The sequence below is a fragment of the Flavobacterium sp. B167r genome, from assembly GCF_056824315.1.
Genome location: NZ_CP124859.1, coordinates 73,310 through 93,691, shown reverse-complemented (window position 1 = coordinate 93,691; position 20,382 = coordinate 73,310). Strand labels below are relative to the sequence as shown.

Annotated in this window: 19 protein-coding genes and 1 riboswitch; of the genes, 6 read left to right on the top strand and 13 right to left on the bottom strand. The window is 33.5% G+C overall.

What is annotated here, in order from left to right; all coding sequences use genetic code 11:
* Position 1: 1 nt before the first annotated feature.
* The 6 genes from QLQ96_RS00470 to QLQ96_RS00445 all read right to left on the bottom strand — a co-directional run bounded on the left by QLQ96_RS00470 (position 2) and on the right by QLQ96_RS00445 (position 6,275).
* Positions 2-1,855, bottom strand: coding sequence for a TonB-dependent receptor plug domain-containing protein (locus tag QLQ96_RS00470; protein WP_482493773.1), 1,854 nt, complete (start codon positions 1,853-1,855; stop codon positions 2-4).
* A gap of 28 nt (positions 1,856-1,883) precedes the next feature.
* A riboswitch (cobalamin riboswitch) is annotated at positions 1,884-2,088 on the bottom strand.
* A gap of 65 nt (positions 2,089-2,153) precedes the next feature.
* Entirely contained in the window at positions 2,154-2,687 is a 534-nt protein-coding gene (gene cobC, locus QLQ96_RS00465; RefSeq protein ID WP_482493772.1) for an alpha-ribazole phosphatase, read from the bottom strand.
* Positions 2,672-3,457, bottom strand: coding sequence for an adenosylcobinamide-GDP ribazoletransferase (locus QLQ96_RS00460; protein WP_482493769.1), 786 nt, complete (start codon positions 3,455-3,457; stop codon positions 2,672-2,674). Before QLQ96_RS00460 ends, cobC begins: the two co-directional genes overlap by 16 nt.
* A 61-nt stretch (positions 3,458-3,518) precedes the next feature.
* Positions 3,519-5,198: a nicotinate-nucleotide--dimethylbenzimidazole phosphoribosyltransferase gene (cobT, locus tag QLQ96_RS00455; protein WP_482493767.1), complete on the bottom strand. Its 1,680-nt coding sequence runs from the start codon at positions 5,196-5,198 to the stop codon at positions 3,519-3,521.
* Between the two features lie 106 nt (positions 5,199-5,304).
* Positions 5,305-5,814, bottom strand: a complete 510-nt coding sequence (cobU, locus tag QLQ96_RS00450; RefSeq protein WP_482493763.1) for a bifunctional adenosylcobinamide kinase/adenosylcobinamide-phosphate guanylyltransferase — start codon at positions 5,812-5,814, stop codon at positions 5,305-5,307.
* Between the two features lie 98 nt (positions 5,815-5,912).
* Positions 5,913-6,275, bottom strand: coding sequence for a C1orf53 family protein (locus QLQ96_RS00445; RefSeq protein WP_482493761.1), 363 nt, complete (start codon positions 6,273-6,275; stop codon positions 5,913-5,915).
* A gap of 94 nt (positions 6,276-6,369) precedes the next feature.
* Between QLQ96_RS00445 and QLQ96_RS00440 the strand changes: the two genes are divergently transcribed.
* The 3 genes from QLQ96_RS00440 (at position 6,370) to QLQ96_RS00430 (ending at position 9,408) form a co-directional block, all read left to right on the top strand.
* Complete coding sequence (locus tag QLQ96_RS00440) at positions 6,370-7,512, top strand: ABC transporter substrate-binding protein (protein WP_482493759.1); 1,143 nt, start codon at positions 6,370-6,372, stop codon at positions 7,510-7,512.
* Between the two features lie 2 nt (positions 7,513-7,514).
* On the top strand, positions 7,515-8,540 hold the full coding sequence (locus QLQ96_RS00435) for a FecCD family ABC transporter permease (protein ID WP_482493757.1): 1,026 nt from the start codon (positions 7,515-7,517) through the stop codon (positions 8,538-8,540).
* Between the two features lie 91 nt (positions 8,541-8,631).
* Positions 8,632-9,408, top strand: a complete 777-nt coding sequence (locus QLQ96_RS00430) for an ABC transporter ATP-binding protein (protein ID WP_482493755.1) — start codon at positions 8,632-8,634, stop codon at positions 9,406-9,408.
* 109 nt (positions 9,409-9,517) lie between these two features.
* Here the strand turns inward: QLQ96_RS00430 and QLQ96_RS00425 are convergent, their stop codons facing one another.
* Together QLQ96_RS00425 and QLQ96_RS00420 are read right to left on the bottom strand one after the other, a co-directional pair.
* The gene (locus QLQ96_RS00425; protein WP_482493754.1) at positions 9,518-9,973 is read right to left on the bottom strand and encodes a tRNA (cytidine(34)-2'-O)-methyltransferase; all 456 of its coding nucleotides are present in this window, start codon (positions 9,971-9,973) and stop codon (positions 9,518-9,520) included.
* 97 nt (positions 9,974-10,070) lie between these two features.
* On the bottom strand, positions 10,071-10,637 hold the full coding sequence (locus QLQ96_RS00420) for a pseudouridine synthase (protein ID WP_482493752.1): 567 nt from the start codon (positions 10,635-10,637) through the stop codon (positions 10,071-10,073).
* A gap of 208 nt (positions 10,638-10,845) precedes the next feature.
* Between QLQ96_RS00420 and QLQ96_RS00415 the strand changes: the two genes are divergently transcribed.
* From QLQ96_RS00415 to QLQ96_RS00405, 3 genes are all read left to right on the top strand, one after another.
* Positions 10,846-11,217, top strand: coding sequence for a hypothetical protein (locus QLQ96_RS00415; protein WP_482493750.1), 372 nt, complete (start codon positions 10,846-10,848; stop codon positions 11,215-11,217).
* Positions 11,218-11,374: 157 nt separating this feature from the next.
* Positions 11,375-12,127, top strand: coding sequence for an SDR family NAD(P)-dependent oxidoreductase (locus QLQ96_RS00410; RefSeq protein ID WP_482493749.1), 753 nt, complete (start codon positions 11,375-11,377; stop codon positions 12,125-12,127).
* 301 nt (positions 12,128-12,428) lie between these two features.
* Positions 12,429-15,881 (top strand): choice-of-anchor J domain-containing protein, encoded by a 3,453-nt coding sequence (locus tag QLQ96_RS00405; protein WP_482493747.1) that lies wholly within the window; start codon positions 12,429-12,431, stop codon positions 15,879-15,881.
* Between the two features lie 49 nt (positions 15,882-15,930).
* Here the strand turns inward: QLQ96_RS00405 and QLQ96_RS00400 are convergent, their stop codons facing one another.
* The 5 genes from QLQ96_RS00400 to QLQ96_RS00380 form a co-directional block, all read right to left on the bottom strand.
* The gene (locus QLQ96_RS00400) at positions 15,931-16,440 is read right to left on the bottom strand and encodes a MepB family protein (RefSeq protein ID WP_482493745.1); all 510 of its coding nucleotides are present in this window, start codon (positions 16,438-16,440) and stop codon (positions 15,931-15,933) included.
* Positions 16,441-16,484: 44 nt separating this feature from the next.
* The gene (locus tag QLQ96_RS00395) at positions 16,485-18,335 is read right to left on the bottom strand and encodes a hypothetical protein (protein WP_482493743.1); all 1,851 of its coding nucleotides are present in this window, start codon (positions 18,333-18,335) and stop codon (positions 16,485-16,487) included.
* Positions 18,332-18,847 (bottom strand): RNA polymerase sigma factor, encoded by a 516-nt coding sequence (locus tag QLQ96_RS00390; protein ID WP_482493739.1) that lies wholly within the window; start codon positions 18,845-18,847, stop codon positions 18,332-18,334. Before QLQ96_RS00390 ends, QLQ96_RS00395 begins: the two co-directional genes overlap by 4 nt.
* An 87-nt stretch (positions 18,848-18,934) precedes the next feature.
* A complete protein-coding gene (locus QLQ96_RS00385) occupies positions 18,935-19,333 on the bottom strand; it encodes a hypothetical protein (protein WP_482493737.1) in 399 nt (132 codons plus the stop codon).
* Positions 19,334-19,340: 7 nt separating this feature from the next.
* The gene (locus QLQ96_RS00380; RefSeq protein ID WP_482493736.1) at positions 19,341-20,216 is read right to left on the bottom strand and encodes a protease complex subunit PrcB family protein; all 876 of its coding nucleotides are present in this window, start codon (positions 20,214-20,216) and stop codon (positions 19,341-19,343) included.
* Between the last annotated feature and the right edge of the window lie 166 nt (positions 20,217-20,382).

The window sequence follows — 20,382 nt, the reverse complement described above, 5'->3', positions numbered from 1 at the left end:
ATTAAAATTTTAAGGTTAAATACACATTGAAATTGCGACCTGGCATCGGTCTGTTTTCAAGACTTTCGTAGTCTTTATTAAAAAGGTTTAAAACTTGAAAACCTACTTTAAACGAATCTAAAAATTTAAGGTCATAATCGATTCCGATGTTAGAAATCGTATAATCATTAATGATTTCATCAGGATTATTATCAGCTCTCGTATAAACAAATCCGTTATACAGAACTTGATAATAAGCGCTCATCTTGTTTCGAGAATATGAAACCGATCCTGTAGCTTTATGAAACGGAACAAAAAAGATCTGATTTTTAGTTTCTTCATCTTGCGAAACCGTATAGGCGTAAGTGGCATTTACAGCAAAAATGTTTTTGCCATAACTTTTTTTCCAGCCCAGCATGGTTTCTGTTCCATAACTAATTACTTTGTCTTGATTTTGCGGAGTCCAAATCCCGTTTGCGCCGGGAACCCATTGTAACATATCAGTAATTTTCATGTAATAAAAATTCTGCGTCCAAGTCAGGTTTTTGAATGTAAAGACATTTCCAATTTCTCCCTGATAAGAACTTTCAGGTTTTAAATTTGGATTTCCTCCTTCATCCCAATACAAATCATTGTAGGTTGGAATTCTAAAGTTTCTGGAAACATTCAGTTTTAAATTGTACCAATCGTTGAATTTATAAGAAGACCCTAAATTGAATAAAACAGGCGATTTGTAATTATCTGTAAATTCTTTTCTAACGCCTAATTCGTTTTTCCAATTAGCGCCAAAATCTTGTCTAATCAATAAAGCCGCAGAACTGATTTCGCGAATATGGTTTCCAAAACTAGTTCCGTACCCATTTGTTCTGCTATAATCTACAATTCCGTTTACATGTGTCGATTTAAATAAATGATAATCAACATCAAGCTTTGTAATCAAGTTTTCGGTTTTTCCGTACGAATAATTTTTTAAAGCATTATCGGCAAAATATTGATAGTTTTCGAAAATGTAAGCGGTTTTGAAATTGGTTTTCAACTTGCCGAAACTTCCGTCATATTCCAATAAATTTCTATGGAAACCGTTTACATATTTACTTTTTGTTTCAGATTCTGTAACCAGCGAAGTATTGCGGTCGGTGTTTGAAGTCTGGCTGTACAGTTTTAAAATATGATTTTCGTTGAATTTATATCCAGCATTGGCACTCAACGTAATTATATCATATTGACCATTTTGGTTCCATCTTTGCTCGCCTCTCCAAGTATATCGATTTAAATATTTATAATCATTTGTCGAGCTGTTTTTTGACAAACCAATCTGGGCGCTCCATTTTTTATTGGAAATAGAAGTTTTATAATTAATCCCAATTGTATTAAAACTACCGTAATCTAGTCTTAAATTATTCTCAAAACGATTAAAAAATAACAAATCGTTATTTAAGTGCACAGTTCCTCCAACTGCTCCGCTTCCGTAAATGACACTTCCACCGCCAGCTTTTACACTTATTGAATTATAATCGGAACCCGAAATCGTATTAAAATCGGTACTTCCATTCATTTGAGAATTAATGTTTATTCCATTCCAAATAACTGCTGTTTGAGAAGAAGTTGTTCCTCTGAAAGAAACCGTAGAAAGCATTCCGCGTCCGTATTCCTTAAAATATAAAGTCGAATTAAAATTCAATAAATCGGTTAAAAGCGCCTCATTTTTATTGATTATAGAATCATTTAGCTTTAAAACAGACTGTGAAGTTGAGTAAGTTTTTAAATTTTTGTCTGAAACAAAAACCTCTTTAAGACTATTAATAGAATCGCTCTGCGCTGAAATAATCTGGCACATCACAAATAAACAAAAAGTAATAAGTCGTTTTAAAGTCATAATTTTCTTCACTCTTTTTCCCGAGAGCTTGATAATTGTTACAAAGGCAGGTCTCCTGGCTTGCGTCTTGCTGTTTACCTTCCCATTCGTCGCGGCGAACAGTGGTCGTAGTTAACAGAAAGCATTCTTTTCGAACTTAGCTTACAGTTGCGGGTACAGCTCAAGAATTTTACTTGATTCCCTTTTAATGTATTTTTTAAATTAAAAACACAACCTTAATTTGCTGCAAAGATAAAGTTAAAAATGTTGATTATTCAAATTTGTTTTATGTTTCATGAAAAATTATAAATAATTTGCATTAAAAATCGATTTTTATAACTTCTCCGAAATCGACTTTATTATTGAAAGCATCTTTTAATGGAAGTGAACTTTGATGGCATAAAATACTTCTGATGATTCCGGCATGGGCTACAATTACGATTGGCTGATTTATTTTTGAAAGGATTTCAGATAAAAAATGCCCCACTCTTTCGTGTAATTCGATAAAAGATTCTCCATTTGTAGCTTTGATATTCACAAAATCTTCCATCCAGGGATTGAGTTCTTCTGGCGGAATTTCATTCCAAGTTTTCAATTCCCAATCGCCAAAATTCATTTCTTTTAAACGCTCGTCTTCCTGATAAGAAATGTTTTTAATATTTTCTTGAATGTGTTTTGCTAAAAGGACACAACGCTTTAACGGACTAGAAAAAATAACTGCCTCTGAAGGTAACTCCGAAATGATTTCGGTAAAAACTTCATCAAAAGGTTCGGCAATATTTACATCAGATTGCCCGTAACAAATTCCTTTTTCGCAGATAGTTTCGGTGTGGCGAACTAGATAAATTTCCATAAAAATAAAATGCTTAAGTAAAATACAACTTCGCAAACTTGCTGTGTAGCGCCAAGACAATCTCCAGTGTAACCGTGTATCCATTTTTGAAAATAACGCGCTAGAAAATATCTCGTTACAAAAACAGGAATTACAGCAAGAAGAAATTTCAAATCGAAATAAGAAAAAGCAATTAACGGAATTAAACCAAAAAAGAAAGAACCAAAAACTTCTTTCCAAGTATGTTGTTTTGCAATTGGTTTGCTTTTGCTCGAAGCATCTTCACGAGAATACTCATGAGTAAAAATAATGCTGATTGCAGCCAAACGAGTTAAAGAATGAGCAGAAATAAATAAGAGGAAAACGAGAAAAATGTTATCAGTAAAAAGTAAAATGTTCTCTGAAAGCAATTTGAATTTCAATAAAAAAAGTAAAACCAATCCGATTGCTCCATAAGCGCCAATGGCACTGTCTTTCATAATCATTAAGATTTTTTCTTTTGTCCAACCTCCACCAAAACCATCGCAGACATCTGCAAATCCGTCTTCATGAAAAGCTCCTGTAGTTAAAATCGAAGCAATAATTGCTAATATTACAGCAATTTCTATAGAAAGAAAAAATGAAAAAAGATAAAAAGCTAAAAATGAAATACTCCCAACAATCCAGCCAATAAAAGGGAAATATCTTGTGGCTTTATTTAAATAATCGGGATGGTGTGTAATGTTTTTTGGACATGGAATTCTAGTGTAAAACATTAAACAGGTAAAGAAAATGTGTAGCTCTTTTTTCATTTAAAATATTGATAATTTGATTTTATCGAATTAGACTGTCAACTGAGATTGCGACTGAAAACTATTTACGACTCACTCCCGCGCTTTCAAAACTAGCCATTTCATTTAAAAAAACTTCAGCCGATTTTAAAATAGGAAAAGCAACAGCGCAGCCAGTGCCTTCTCCTAAGCGCAAATCTAAATTTAAAACAGGTTTTGCTCCAAGATATTTCAATAATTCTGAATGCGCTTTCTCGGCAGAGCAATGACAGAAAACAGCATTTTGTTTGATGTTCGGATTTATTTTGAATGCAATTAAATAAGCAACTGTACAAATAAAACCATCAACGAGAATCAGCATTTTGTTATCGAAAGCTTCAAGCATTGCACCAGACATTTGGAGAATTTCAAAACCTCCAAAATGAGAAAGTTGTGACATTAATTCGGCTTGACCGGAATAATTATCGATTGCTTTTTTGAGTAAGTTTTGTTTTAGAAGTAGTTTTTCGTTTTCAACACCAGTTCCTTTTCCGATGCATTCTTTAATAGGAAAACCGGTTAAAACACTCATTAAAACAGAAGCAGTTGAAGTATTTCCAATTCCCATTTCGCCAAAACCAATACAATTTGAGCCTGATTTTGCGATATTTTGAACAATCGATTTTCCTTTATCCAGACATAGCTGAACTTCAGATTCGCTCATGGCAGGAACATGCAAAAAAGATTGAGTTCCTTTCGCAATTTTAGCATCGATTAATTTAGCATTTGTTGGAAAATCATAATTCACGCCAGAATCGACAATAGACAATTCAATATCGTTTTGTTTGCAGAAAACGTTTATAGCAGCACCGCCATCCAGAAAATTATTGACCATTTGGCGTGTAACATCTTGAGGATAATCGCTTACGCCATGATTTGCAATTCCGTGATCGGCTGCAAAAACAACAATATTAGGTTTTTCAATTTTCGGATTCAAAGTTTCAAAAACCGTTGCCATTTGAAAAGCCAAAGATTCTAGCGTTCCTAAAGAACCAACAGGTTTTGTTTTGGAATCTATTTTTTCTTGTAAAAGTGTATTGAAATCAGATTTGTTCTCGATTTTGTTTTCCGATTTTAAATCAAAATCAGGAACCTTTATTTGATGAATTTCTTTGATTTCAGAACAAATAGGAGCTTCCGATTTTTGTTTCCAATGCAATTGCTGTAACATTGGCTGATTGTTATAATTGGTCGCTGGTTTTCCGATGCAGAAATAACCTAGCGGTTCTATATTTTCGGGTAAATCGAGGATTTTTTTAAACTGATAATAATTTAAAATCGAAACCCAGCCCATTCCGTAGCCTTGTTCTGTAAGCGAAAGCCAGATATTCTGAGCTGCACAAACCGTGCTGAATTTTACGGCTTCATTACTGCCAATTGTTCCAATCGTAAACTGATTCAGAACCGAACGATCATAAGCAATGATGAGTCCGATTGGAGCTTCTTCGATTGCTTCAAGTTTTAGGGATCTGTAAAGTTCTTTCTGTTCAGGATTGTCGGTAAGTTCTTCGGCTTTTTTATTGTAATCTAAAAAAAGCTTTTTAATAGACGTTTTAACCTCGTCTGATTTAATTAGAAAATATCGTGTAGCATCGGTTAATCCAACAGAAGGTGCCCAATGTCCAGCCTGTAAAGCTTTTTGAATTACTTCATCTGGAACTTCATCAGCTGTAAAATGTCGTGTATCTCGGCGGGATTTTAATATATCGTCTAAATGGCTCATTTTTTAAATTCCAATTTTTTTAAACTCCAAATTCCAAATCCAAAAATGGAATTATTCTAGTAAAGATAAAGCATAGCTTTGGAATTTGGAATTTTTATATTGGAATTTAACCTTTGATTTTTACTGGAATTCCAGAAACCATCAATACAACTTGATCGGCATTTGCAGCAAGAAATTGATTCATCCAGCCTTGTAGTTCTACAAATTTTCTTCCGATATGAGTTTCTGCATGAATGCCCATTCCGATTTCATTTGTTACAATAATTATATTTGCATTTTCATGTTTAGCAATAGCGAGGAATTCTTTTTTTGCTTCTTCCAAACTTAGTTCTACATCGTTTTTAGTATCGATGAAAAAATTAGTCAGCCAAAGTGTTACACAGTCGATTAAGGCCGTTTTCCCAGAAAAATCTATTTCACTTAAATATTTCTCTTTTTCGATATTGGTCCAATGTTCGTCTCTTTCCTTTTGATGACGATCGATTCTATTTTGAAAATCATCATCCCATTTTCGGGCAGTTGCAACATATAAAGGAGAGTCGGAAAGTTCTAAAGCTAGTTTCTGAGCGTACCCGCTTTTTCCAGAACGTTCGCCGCCAGTGATTAAATAAAGCATTTTATTTAGTTATAAGTTATGAATTATGAGTTTTGTTTGGCAATTTATAAATTTAATTAGGAGTCACACTCATAACTCATAATTTATAATTCATAACTTTAATAAGGGCAATGGCGACAGTTATTTCCGCAGCAAGTTCCTCTTTTTAAATGAAACCAAGTTTTAAAAACATAATTTCCATTTTCGAGATAATAGTCGATTCCTTCAATTAAATTATCATTTTTAGGCAAAAACATAGCTTTATTATTAAGAGCCTTTTTGGGAGTTACGGTTTCGACATAAGCATCAATTTTATCTTCGCAAGCCTCCTTAAAACACTCAGGACAAAGGCAATCGCCTCCGTCAGAAAGATTGAAAATAGGTGGGTAATCATTACACCAGCACTTATTTTCAGGTGAAGTGTCGCCACATAAAAAAGCGGTTTCACAACTGGAGCAGATTTTTGTTTTTGGTACATTCATCAAATAAAAGGCTATTTGTTTAAATTTGTACGAATAAAGGTAAATAAAAAAAATAGAAATTGATTTACCTTTGTGTGCACACTAAACATAAAATATGAAATATATTTTCCATAAATTACCAGTCGTTTTTATACTACTTATCCTAATTGGATGTAAAAAAAATGAAGCGCAAGATCCTGCAAAAGCCAACCCCACAAAAGAAAGTATTGAATTTGCATCTGGACTTTCGATTGTGAAAAACGAAGGTTATTCGGTTGTAAATGTAAGCAATCCGTGGCCAAATGCTAAGGGTAAATTTACTTATATTTTGAAAGAAAAAGACGCACAAATTCCAGATAGTTTAAATAAATATATCTCTATAAAAGTTCCTCTTGAAAGTATTGTCGTGACCTCAACAACGAATATCCCTTTTTTAGAAATGTTAGAAGTTGAGAATAAATTGGTTGGATTTCCGCATACCGATTACATTTCTTCAGAAAAAACCAGAGCGTTAATTGATAAAGGTTCTGTGAAAAACGTTGGACAAAACGAGAAATTGAACATCGAACAATTAATAGAATTATCTCCAGAGTTGATTGTAACATTTGGTGTTGACAACAATAATCCAATGCTGGATAATCTTAAGAAAAGCGGTTTAAATGTCCTGATTCAAGGCGATTGGATGGAGCAGTCTCCGCTAGGAAAAGCAGAATGGATTAAACTTTACGGCGCTTTATTCGGAAAAGAAGAAAAAGCAAAAGAATTGTTTGATAAAATTGTAGAAAGCTACAATCAGGCAAAAAAACTGGTTAAGGATAAACCTGCAACTTCAAAAGTTCTATATGGTTCTATGTATGAGGATGTTTGGTATGTTGCAAAAGGAAATAGCTGGGTTGCAGAGTTTATGAAAGATGCGCAATCTAATTATTTATGGGCCGATTTGAAAGGAACTGGAAGCGAAGGTTTGTCTTTTGAAAAAGTTTTGGATAAAGCCAAAGATGCAAATGTTTGGATTGCTTCGGGATCTTTTAAAAGTTTGGAGGAATTGCAAAAAGCAAATCCGCATTATGCTGAATTTGATGCTTTTAAAAATAAAACTGTTTACAATTTTGAAGGTAAAGTTGGGGCAACAGGCGGAACGGTTTATTATGAATTAGCGCCAAGCCGTCCAGATTTGGTATTGAAAGATTATATCAAGATTTTTCACCCTGATTTATTGACGAGCTACGAATTTACTTTTGCTTCTAAACTGAATTAATTTTGGTAAGTAAAACACGAAATACCATTTTATTTGTTGTTTTGGCTTTAGGTCTTTTATTAATGTTTTTTGCCAGCATTAGTTTAGGATCGGTTACAATTCCGCTAAAAGATGTTTTTGCGAGTTTAACTGGCGGTCATGCGGCAAAATCAACTTGGGAATATATTATCATTAATTATCGTTTGCCAAAAGCAATTACGGCAGTTTTAGTTGGAACAGGTCTTTCAATAAGCGGACTTTTAATGCAGACTTTGTTTCGAAATCCACTTGCAGGCCCTGATGTTTTAGGATTAAGTTCTGGAGCAAGTCTTGGTGTTGCTTTTGTGATTTTAGGAGCAGGATTTCTGCCTCCATTTTTAAGTGTAATAGCTTTATCGTCTTACGGAATTGTTTTGGCATCTACACTAGGGAGTATATTAGTTTTGTTTCTAGTTTTATGGGTTTCGCAGAAATTACGCGATACAATGGCAATTCTTATTATTGGTTTAATGTTCGGAAGTTTTACAACATCAATTGTTAGTGTTTTGAGTTATTTTAGTACAGCAGAACAGCTTCAGAAATTTACTTTTTGGTCGATGGGAAATCTAGGAAATCTTTCGTGGGCGAACATTGTAATTTTGACATTTTGTGTTGTAATTGGTTTGCTTTTGAGTGCCAAAAGCATAAAACCTCTAAATGCCTTGCTTCTTGGAGAAAATTATGCCAAAAGTCTAGGACTGAATTTTAAGCTATCAAGATTAATAATCATATTTGCGACCAGTATATTATCTGGGGCAATTACTGCCTTCGCTGGACCAATAGCTTTTATTGGTATAGCAGTGCCACATATTGCAAAACTGACTTTTCAGACGAGCAATCATACGATTTTATTTTGGAGCACTTTATTTTTCGGATCAATTATAATGCTGTTTTGTGATATTGTTTCTCAAATGCCAGGTTTTGACGTAACGCTTCCTATAAATGCGGTTACTTCTATAATTGGCGCGCCGGTTGTCATTTGGCTTTTAGTTAGAAAAAGAAATTTTTAAAATTATTTAGCCACAGATTAAAAAGGATTTTTGTTTATCTAAAGAAAACTTAGAACCTCAGTATCTTAGCAACTTAGAATCTTAAAAAAAAATGAAAGATATTCTCACTACCTCAAATTTAAACATTGGATACAAATCCAAGAAAGGTGTTACGACCATTGCTGAGAATTTAAATCTAAATTTAGCTTCAGGAAAACTAATCACTTTAATAGGAGCAAACGGAATAGGGAAGTCAACTTTACTGAGAACAATTACTGGAATTCAGAAACCATTGTCGGGAAATGTTTATTTGAACGAAAAAAAGATTTCAGATTACCAGCCTTTAGAATTGGCGCAGAATCTTAGTTTAGTTTTAACCGAAAAACTACCTCCAAGCAATTTGTCTGTTTTTGAATTGGTGGCTTTAGGTCGTCAGCCTTATACCAATTGGGTAGATAAATTATCAGATGAAGACATTGCAAAAGTTCATGAAGCAATGAGTCTGACTCAAATCGAACATTTAGCTTCAAAAAAGCATTTTCAGATTAGTGATGGTCAATTGCAGAAAGTATTAATTGCACGAGCTTTGGCACAAGATACGCCATTAATTATTTTGGATGAACCGACAACTCATCTTGATTTGCTTCATAAAGTTTCATTATTCAAATTGTTAAAAAAACTGACTCAGGAAACTCAAAAATGTATTTTATTTTCGACACACGACATCGATTTGGCGATTCAGTTAAGCGACGAAATGATTATGATGACACCAGAAAATATAGTTCAAGATCAACCGTGTAATTTAATTTCAAACGGAAGTTTCAGTAATTTATTCAAAGATGAACATATTGTTTTTGATGCTGAAAAAGGGAAGTTTATTGTGAATTAGAATTCTCGCTTTCCTGCAAGGTTTTCAAAACCTTGTAGGTTTGAAATTATTTTTGATTGATTTATGTAGAATACCTACAAGGTTTTGAAAACCTTGCAGGAGATGGACATTATTTCTTCAATCCAATTTGTCTTTTAGCTTCACCAACGACAAATGCAACCGAATTAGCAATATTAAAACTGCGAATAAGTGGCGACATCGGAATCGTTAAATGATTTTCGAATCTCTCCATAAACTCCTTGCTTAAACCAATGCTTTCTTTTCCAAAAACGAGCCAGTCACCATCTTGAAATTCATTTTCCAAATATGATTTGTCAGAATGTGAACTCATTAAAAATACGCGAGAATGATCTGGAATCTGTGTAATCCATTCGTCTGCATTTTGATATTCGGTAACATCAAGATGAACCCAATAATCCAATCCCGAACGTTTCAGATTTTTGTCGTTAATTACAAATCCGAATGGGTGAATTAAATGAAGACGGCTTTCTGTACCAACGCACAATCTGCCGATATTTCCAGTATTATTTGGTATTTCTGGTTCTACAAGAACTACGTTTAACATCTTTTTTGAGTTATGAATTATGAGTTATAAGTTATGAGTTATAAGTTATGAGTTTGGAAAATTTTCTAATTGACTAATTGCCACATTGTCTAATTATCTAATTATCAAATTGATCAACTTCGAGTACTTCACCTGCTTTTAGGTTTTGCAAATATACGTTTCCTATTCGAACACGAACGAGACGAAGTGTGGGAAAACCAACTGCGGCAGTCATTTTTCGAACTTGGCGAAATTTCCCTTCATTTACAGTAATAGAAGCCCAAGAAGTCGGACCGTGGCGTTCGTCTCTAATTTTTTTGGCTCTTGGTCCAAAATCAGGAATTTCGGTAACTATAAAAGCAGTACAAGGTTTTGTTTTATACTTTCCGCCGTCAAAACCAATTTCGACACCTTTTTGCAATTGTTCGATGGCCTCGGGAGTAATTACGCCATCGACCTGAACATAATATTCTTTGTCTACTTTTTTGCTTCTTATTTGTTCGCTAACTTTTCCGTCGGTTGTTAACAAAAGCAAACCTTCAGAATCTTCATCCAAACGTCCAATTGCCATTGTTCCTTCAGGAAAATCGTGTAATTCGCCCAAAAGCTTTTTCTTTCTTTTTAATTCATAAATAAATTGGCTTAAGTAGCCGTAAGGTTTAAAAAGAATGAAGTGTCGGTGCATTTTTTAATTTTTTGCAAAGATAGTTCTTTCCTAAAATTAAAACCTATTAAGGCTTTTACGATTTCATTTTTTTCAAGTTGTTAGTATACAGCTAAAGATAATAATTCAAAAACAGATGGCAATTATAAAAGAAAAGCAGGTGTAAGTCATAATTTTTTTGCCTCTAGAATTTGTAATATTATAATTAAAATCTAAAAAGATAAATGTCATGGGAAATAATGATTTAGGAACAAAAAAGATAAACGGAACGCAGAAAAATATAGATGAATCTAAAGGAAAAAACGTTTCGCACGATAAGGATTTAAAAGAAGCCAAACTAAACAGAGAATTGGTAACAGATCAGGACGGAGATAAAAAGATTGTTGAAAGGGCGAGAAACGAGAATGAGAATATTAAAACTAAAATTTCAAAAACCGATTCTAAAAATGCCAATGCAAACCGTGGAGTTGTCACAGATGACGAAGCTAAAAAAACAGTCGAGAATAAAGATCATAATTCGGATATAACTCCAAACCGATATCCAAACTCACATCCGGATAATCAGGAAGACCGTGGAAATATGAAATTGGACGAAGAGTAATTAGACAATACGATTTTTTTTGTAAAACGGAATCAATTTAATGTCAAATAACATAACATTAGCGGTAAGCGTTAATGTTTTTGTAAACTCATTTGAAAGCTTCAATATCGGTTGAGTTCTTTGTAAATTTAGAGAACAAATTTAATACCTAAAAAATATGGCACTTTTAGAAAATAAAGTAGCTTTTGTATCTGGCGGCGGTTCAGGAATCGGGCGTGCAGTTGCAGAAGCTTACGCTCGAGAAGGAGCAAAAGTAGTAGTATCTGATATAAATGTAGACCACGGTGAAGAAACCGTAAATATTATAAAGGAAAAGGGCGGAGAAGCTTTTTTTATAAAAGGAGACTCGTCTAGTGCCAGTGACAATAAACATATGGTTGAGGTTACGGTTTCAAAATACGGCCGTTTGGATATTGCCTGTAACAATGCGGGAATGGGCGGGCCTGCCAAACCAACAGGAGAATATGAACCTGAGGCTTGGGATAAAGTAATAGGATTAAACTTAAATGGCGTTTTTTATGCTTGCCGTTATCAATTGGAGCAAATGGAGAAAAACGGAGGAGGAAGCATCGTAAATATTGCTTCAATCCACGGACAAGTTGCGGCTCCGCTAAGCCCAGCTTATACGGCTTCTAAGCATGCTGTTGTTGGTTTGACAAAAAATATTGCAGTAGAATATGCGCAGAAAAATATTCGATGCAATGCGGTTGGACCGGGTTATATTGAAACAGCACTTTTAAAAGATAATTTAAATAAAGAAATGATGCAGGCCGTTGCTGCAAAATCTCCAATGAATCGTTTAGGAACAGCGGAAGAAATTGCCGAATTGGTAATATTTTTAAGTTCTGAAAAATCTTCTTTCACCACAGGAAGTTATATTATAGCCGACGGCGGTTATACAGCAGTCTAATTATTTTTTAGAGTAAATAACACGACAAATGAAAAAAGCAGTAAACGAAAGTTTGCTGTTTTTTTTGTTTAAAAAACACGCTGTATTTGTAGGAAACACAAGGGATTTTAAAATTTTATGTTTTGAATAATGTTTTCTGTTGTGTGTTTTGTGTTGATTTTATTTTATTATCTTTAATTTTATGTTGTGTATTATTGAATTATATTAATAAAATATGTAAACATTAAGTTTATGGTTTTGTAATATTCTCTTAACTTTAAAGACAATAAATTTGAACTCTAAAAACTCTATTCTTTAACGTATGAAAAACAATTACTTTTCGCGCCATTTTTTGGCTCTATTATGTTTTTTCGCTTGCTTTTCTGGAGATCTTTTTGCCCAGACATTGCCAACATTGCCGTATACACAAAATTTTGGGAGCTTAGCAGCAATTGCTAGCCCAACTGTATATCCAGAAGGTTTTCAAGGGGGTAGCTTATCTGGTAATCCAAGTTCAGCTTTTAAAACAAGTGCAACTCTTACCAATAGAAATTTGATCTTTAATCCAGCAGCAGGAACTACAGCTACAGCAGCTACAGCTACAGCCAATATTTATAATTACAATGAAAAGATTGGTTTTTTAAATAGTGGTAGTGCAGATTTAGCGATTGTTTTTGCATTTGATGCTACAGGACAATCTTCTATACAAGTTAAATACGATGCTATGACAATTCGTAATCCTTATGGGACGACTATAAGCGGAAATTATTCTGATCGTATAAATGAAATGGTTTTACAATATAGAATTGGCACATCTGGCGAGTTTACGTCATTGCCTCTCAGTTTATATGAAAATAATACAGTTTCTCGAATTTTGGCAGAAGATAGCCCTCAAAATTTGAAAACTATCAAAGTTAATTTACCAGTTGAATGTAATAATCAGCCTATTGTTCAAATTAGATGGGTTTCTAGGCAAGATACAGGTGGAGGATCTAGACCTTCTTTTGCAATTGATGCTATAGATGTTAGACAAGATGTTTTTGCGCCAATTAATGTCTTGGGGTATCCAAAAACAGCGAATGTTTCAGGATTAAGTTTCGATTTTATTAATAAAATAGATGAAGTTGCAAAAACATATTATGTTTTACTTCCAGCAGGTAGTGCAGAACCAACGGTAGCACAAATAAAAGTAGGACAAGATTCAAATGGAACTGCGGCCTTGCAATCAGGAGTTTTTGACGTTACAAACCCTGATTTAGAATATATAAAAAGTTTTACAGGATTAACTTTGAACACAGCATATTCAGTTTTTTCAATCTCAGAAGATGTTGTTGGGAATATTCAGGCATCGGTTAATAAAGTAGACGTGACAACACTAAGTGTGATGCCTCCTGCTATATCTCCATCTGTTGCTGCTTTGAATTTGGGAGGGACTGAACCAAATTTTGATGCTTTAACAAAAAGCTACCAAATAGGAGCTTCAGATCTTACTGCGAATGTAGTGGTTACCGCAACAGGAGGTTTTACTATTTCAAAAGATAATTCGACATTCACTTCATCTTTATCATTTGTTTCAACTGATTTTGATGCTAATGCAACGCAAACGCTTTATGTAAAAATCATACCAACTTCAGTTGGAAGTTTTACAGGTACAATATCTCATGAAACAACTGGAGGTGTAGCTAAAATAGTGAATTTAACAGCGCTTGGAGTAAATCCTTTTGTACAAAATTTTGACGATCCAGATGTTTTTACAAACAGCAAATGGTCACAATATAATGAGGCAGGACCTCTAAACCAATGGATTCACACTACGCAATCACGAAATGTCAATTCTGGAACTGGAGCGGTTTTAGTGAATGGATATTCAGATGCTGGAGCTAGTAAAGATTGGCTAATTTCTCCGAGATTACGCTTAGATGGTTTTACTCAAATTCCATTATTATCGTTTTATTCTCGTCAATTTTATGATGGGCCATCTTTAAAATTAGTGGTTTCTACAAATTATGACGGAGTTAGCAACCCAAATACGGCAACTTGGACACCGTTAAACGGTAAATTTCCTGAAACTACAGGAAGTTATGCAAAATCTGAGTTTATAAATTTAGCAGCTTATAAAACAGATCACACTTATTTGGCTTGGGTTTACGAAACTACTTCTGGCGGACTAGATAACGCTGCAGAATGGTCTTTTGATGACTTTGCTATTATCGATGAATCAAAATATGTGGATGCTAATCCACGTTTGGATTTTGCAGATGTAAGTCCAAATTCGGTTTCTGCTAGTCAGTCTTTTGTTTTCAATGCGGCAGGTTATGGCGATATTACTATTGAAGCTCCAGTTTCTTATGAATTATCATTAGATAATATTTCATTTGCATCAAGTATTGTTGTTCCTTCGGCAGATGCATTAACAGGAAAAACTGTTTATGCGAGATTTGCTCCAACTACAAAAGAGCCAACTATTTCTGGTGTTTTAAACATTACAGGAACATCTCTAAGCAAGCAAATTGGATCATTTACGGGATCTTCAATATTAAAAGAAGATACTTATGATGTAGTAAGTTATAATTTAGAGTTTTTTGGAACCGATGCTAGAGACGCAACGGGTAAAGAATTTGGACCAACGAATGACGCATTGCAAATAGAAAACGTGGCAAAAGTAATGAACAAATTAAACGCAGACGTTTATGTAGTTCAAGAAGTTTCTGATGAGCCGGCACTAGACGTTTTAATTCAAAAAATTAGCGTTAACGGAAAAACATTCGATAAGACAATTTCAACTTCTTGGTCTTACTCATTTCAGCCTTTAGATCCATTTTTTCCACCTCAAAAATTGGTTGTAATTTATAATACGCAAACTACTACTGTAAAAAGCACTAAAGTATTATTTAAAGATTTATACGATCAAGTTCGCGCTAACACGTTAGTTTTACCAGGCTATCCAGGAACAGATACTCCACAAAAAAATGATGATAGTTTTTTCTCATCAGGACGTCTTCCTTATTTGGTTCAGGTTGAAGCTAATGTTGGCGGAGTTACAAAAGAAATTAACTTGATTGATCTTCATGCACGTGCAAACAGCGGAACTGATATTTCAAAATACAATCAGCGCAAGTATGATATTGATTATCTAAAAGATGCATTAGATGCAGATTATCCAGATTCAAATTTAATTCTTTTGGGAGATTTTAATGATGATGTAAAAGCTTGGGTTGGAAATACAAACACAGTTTCGTCTTATAAGAAATTTGTAGATGACACCACTAATTATAATGCTTTAACATTCGATATCAGTACCGCTGGAGCTTATAGTTTCTTAAGTTCACAAGGATTTTTAGATCATATTTTAATTTCAAGCGAATTGAATGATGATTATATCGCTAACTCGATTGCGGTTTATGACCCAAGAAATGATATTGCAAATTATACAACAACAACTTCAGATCACGGACCAGTTATTGCTCGTTTCGAATTAAAAAAAGACATGCTTTCAACACCTGATTTTGGAAAGAAGCAATATTTCGTAAAAGCATATCCAAATCCTGCAACAGATGTTTTAAATTTCGATATCAAAACAACACAAGGAAGAGATTTGAAAATTAGATTATACGATTTTAATGGTCGTGCAATTGGAAATCCAATTAACGTTAAAAATGAATCTGAAGTTAGCACTGCAGTCGTGGCTGTTGGGAATCTAGTTTCTGGAGTTTATTTCTATACGGTTACAGAAAATAATAAAGTCATTTTCAAAGATAAAGTCATTAAGAAATAATAGACTTTTCATAAAAACACAAAAGGCAGTCATTTTAAGACTGCCTTTTTTATGCAAATATTTTTTTGAATTCCTCTAAATCAATTTTATCCTGATAGGTAAAAAGAAAGAAATAATCTAATTGCCATTTCTGAGTTTTCTGCGCTTGCTTGCTCGTGGTTTCATCCCAAGGCGGATAGACTCTCGTCGCTCTAATTCCTTCTTTATTTTGGGTAGAAAAAATGCCTTTTTCTAATAATATTTTCTTCGGAAAAATAAATTGTCCCCAATTTTGATCTTTTCGAACGGTTACAATTACAAAATCAATAGTATCAGAATAATCGAAAGGTTCAATAATCCCAGTTTGATTTCGTTTCCATAAAGTAACAAACTGTCCTGTTTTGGTAGGTGTAATTTTCGCTTCTCTGTAACAAATATTTTTATTGTTTAATACAAAACGATAAGCGCTATATTCTTTGCTTTCAGGCTCTTTTTGTAAAAAAGCTGGCTGTAACTCGGCTTTGTCAAAAACAATTTCTTTGCTTAATAATAAATCAGCTGAAGCAGTAATAAAATCCATAAAAATCAACTCTAAAGTTTTTCTGAAATTACTGCAAATTCACTTTAAAAAGAAACATTCAGACCAAAATTTAATCCCCATTGGAACTGATTGAAAGACTGGCTGTTTAATGGATTGATATAATAATTCATCGCCGGTTCAACAAAAACATTGGTTTTTTTGTACACACGATATTGAACCGTACTGCTCAAAGTAGAACCGTAAACGTAATCATTTGCATTTATATTTTCTCCGATAGAATGTCCATCCAAATTAACGTTGTTGGAAATCAATTTACCAACAAAACCTCCTGTATTTAAATTAATACTGGCTTTATTTTTATTAAAAATAGAATACGAAACCTCAAGCGGCATCTCCACATATCTTAAATTTTGATCTAGTTTACCAGTTTCCACGTTTTCACTTTTCATCGCTTCTTTTGTACTATTTGAAATCAAAAGATATTCCTGAGTCGGTGCACTATTAGCAGAAGCAACAGGATAACTGTCGGGAGTAAAAAAAGCATTGCTTTTAGCACTTACATACGATACGTTTGCAACACTTTGACCCAATTCATTAATTTTTAAACCAGAACCAACAGCCCATTTTTTATTAATGCTGTATTTTGTTTTTACTCCGTAAGAGTTTGATTGTTTAGAATCGTTTACGTTGCCTAGAGTTTTTTCATTTTTAGTATTTTCAGAACTTGCAACACCAGCAAAAACGGCAACCGCCCATCTTTCTTTTTTGTCAATGAAATTATCTTTTTTCTCTTTTTCTTCTTTTTCCTTTTCTGGAGACAAAATTCCTTTTTCTAAATTTTGAAGTTCAGCCAACTGCATAGAATCTATTTTGCTCAAACTATTGTTAAGCTTCACTTCGTCTTTTATGATAACTGCTTTATCCGTGCGTATATTTTCGTTTTTTCCTGAAAGCGGTGTATTCGATTTATACGCGCTGCTGTTTGCAGAAGAACTTTGAGTGTTAAAAGCTAGATTTTTGTTGTTTTTAACTGCCAGCTGTTCGTCAAAAATAGAATTTGAAAGCTGTTTTTTTGCTGTCGAATTAAATTTACTTTCTTTACCAAATGCGATTCGTTCTTCAGAAATTGTTTTATTCGAAGCTTTCGAATTATTTCCTAAAATAGATTTACTAGAAGATTTTACAATCGATTTATCTTTTGATGAACCATAATTCTGAAATGCTACAGATTGATTCGGAGTATTAGCTAAACTTGGCGCGCTGTACTTAGAATCTTTATTATTTGTCTTATTTTTAGAACTGGTTTGTGCTACAGAAGTCTCTTGAACTTGAACTCCCGACTCAGTATTTAGTTGATTTTTTCTGGTTGAATTCCCTAAAACAGATTTGCTAGAAGACTTCACCGTTGATTTATCTTCTGATGAACTAGAATTCTGAAATGCTACAGATTGATTTGGAGTATTTGTTCGACTTGGCGCGCTATATTTAGAATCTTTTTTATTGGTTTTGTTTTTAGAATTTGTCTCTGCTACAGAAGTCTCTTGAGTTTGAGTTCCAGATTCAGTATTGAATTTGTTTTTTGTTATTGAATTTTGATTTAAAGAATCAGACGTTTTGCCAATATTTTTCTTTTGATCTAAATTTTCGTTGTTAGGATTGTCATTCGTTTTTTTATCCAAAACAATACTGTTATTGCTGTTTTCCAAACCGCCATTGTTAAGATTTGAATTTTCAGACGAACCAGTAAAATGTAAAATTGAAGGCAGAAGCAACCCTAATAATAAGCATGCAGCAGCCGACCACCAAAGAACAACTCTCTTCTTCTTTTTAGGTTTGTCTAATTTTTCTTCAATCTGGCCCCATAGTTCAGGAGGTGGAACACTCGAAAAGTCTTCCATTGATGAAAAAATATCTTCTATTTTATGCTTCTTCATGCTGTTTTAAAATTTTTTATACTCAAAATTCGCTTTTGTAATATATGTTTGGCGCGATTTAAGTTTGATTTTGATGTCCCTTCGGAGATTTTTAAGAGTTCGGCGATTTCTTTGTGTTTCATTTTTTCAAATACATACAAGTTAAAAACCGTCCGATATTGATCTGGTAAATCCCGAATGTACTCCAGCAGTTTTTCCTGTTCTACTGGAATGGTTTCTAATTCCTCTTCTTCTACAAAATCGGTGTCGGGATCAAAAACGTCTAAAAAGAAACTCTCTTTTTTCTTTTTATTTAAAGTTTCGATGAGTTTGTTTATAAAAATCCGCTTCAGCCATCCTTCAAAACTCCCTTCAAATTTATATTGGCTTATTTTCTGAAACGCAATTACAAAAGCTTCTTGAAAAACATCTTTCGCATCATCCTCGTTCTTCATATATTTCAAACATATGCCATATAAAACAGGAGAGAACAACTGATAAATTTTCAGTTGTCCCTCTCTGTCATTTTTCATGCACAGTTTGATATATTTTTCTAACTCGTCTTTCAAGAAATGTTTCAAATTTAATTCTGCAAAAATAGTTTTAAATAGCTTACAAAACTATCTTTTAAATATAGTTCGAGTACCGTCTTGACTGTTGCTTACAATTGTTAAGTTTTGATTGTCAAGCTTTTCTATCACGTAAGTTTTTCCTTCAAACGTAATTAGATCATGCTGTGAATGATCAAAAAATCCATTTCCTTTTTCAATCTGATAAGTACTATTTCTTATCTCAACATCGTTTTTATACGTAATAACCCTTCCGTCTTGAGTAAAGATAATTTTCTTGGTAAATCCAATTGTTTTTGGCGTTGTCACATAAGGATTATCGGCACCGCCAATAGATTTTTCCCAAGTCCAAGTATTTATGATTGATCCTCCGGCTTCTTTAGAAGCGTTTACAGAAATCATTGATGTAAAAAGAAAACAAATAATAAAAGATAAAAAAAGTTGTTTCATGATTGAATTATTTTAAGCTTGTAATTTTTTCTTGAATCGTTTTTTTGAAAAGTTTTATATCGGCGCTTTGATCTTCAGTATCGTTATTATCGATATAAATTTTAGTTAAGCTTGCTCCTTGCTGCAATTCGAAATAGATTCCACCTTGATCTGCAGCGTCAGGAGAACCGTATGTTTTAGTCTGTCCTTTTAAAGCTAAAATCTCTGCAGGAACGCTTTTTAATAATAAAGTATATTCGCCTCTTTTAATTGTTGGAGTATATCTGTATTGTCCAAAATTATATTGGTTTGCAGCAACATTTAAGAATTTCAAAGTGTTGTAATCATTAATTTGATAGAATTTTTGACAGTCTGAACTTAGACATTGGTTGTTGAAACTACCAACAACAATATGGTCTGCATTCTCTGTTGTTTTATTGAAAATCATTCCTTTTGATGTTTTCGGAATCAAAACAAAAACAGAAGGATAAGTAGTGCCTGGGGTTACTACCTCACCTGTAGCGGGAGTTTTTTCGTAATAGTTCACAACGATTTCACAGTTATTTTCTACAATAGAGCTAACTACAATTTCATAACCGCTTGAAGTTTTAGCTCCTGCAAAAATCCCGACTAAATATTCTTTTGTGAAATCAATATTAGGATCACTTGAAACTGGGCAGCTGTTAGCATGTTTTGTGAAATATTGATTCATTTTTTCTTGAGATCCAACAACAATTGCCGCTGGAACACTTTGCTGCGTTTTTTCGCTATAGTTACATGAGAAAGGAAAACCGGTAAAATTTACAATTGTATTAGCTCCACAATCGACATAGTTATTTCCATCATTGAGAGAACAGGCGCTGAATCCAAAGGCTACAAATAAGCCAAGTATTAATTTTTTCATAATTATTTCAATAGGTTTATATCTTAGTAGATTACGGTTTCAAAAAAAGGTTGCGTTGAGGTTGGTTTTTTTTTAAAATAAAATGTTGGTTTAGTTTGAATTGAGATTGAATTAGTGAAATTTCTATTTTAAAAACTAAGCACTACGTATTATTGAGTACTTTTAC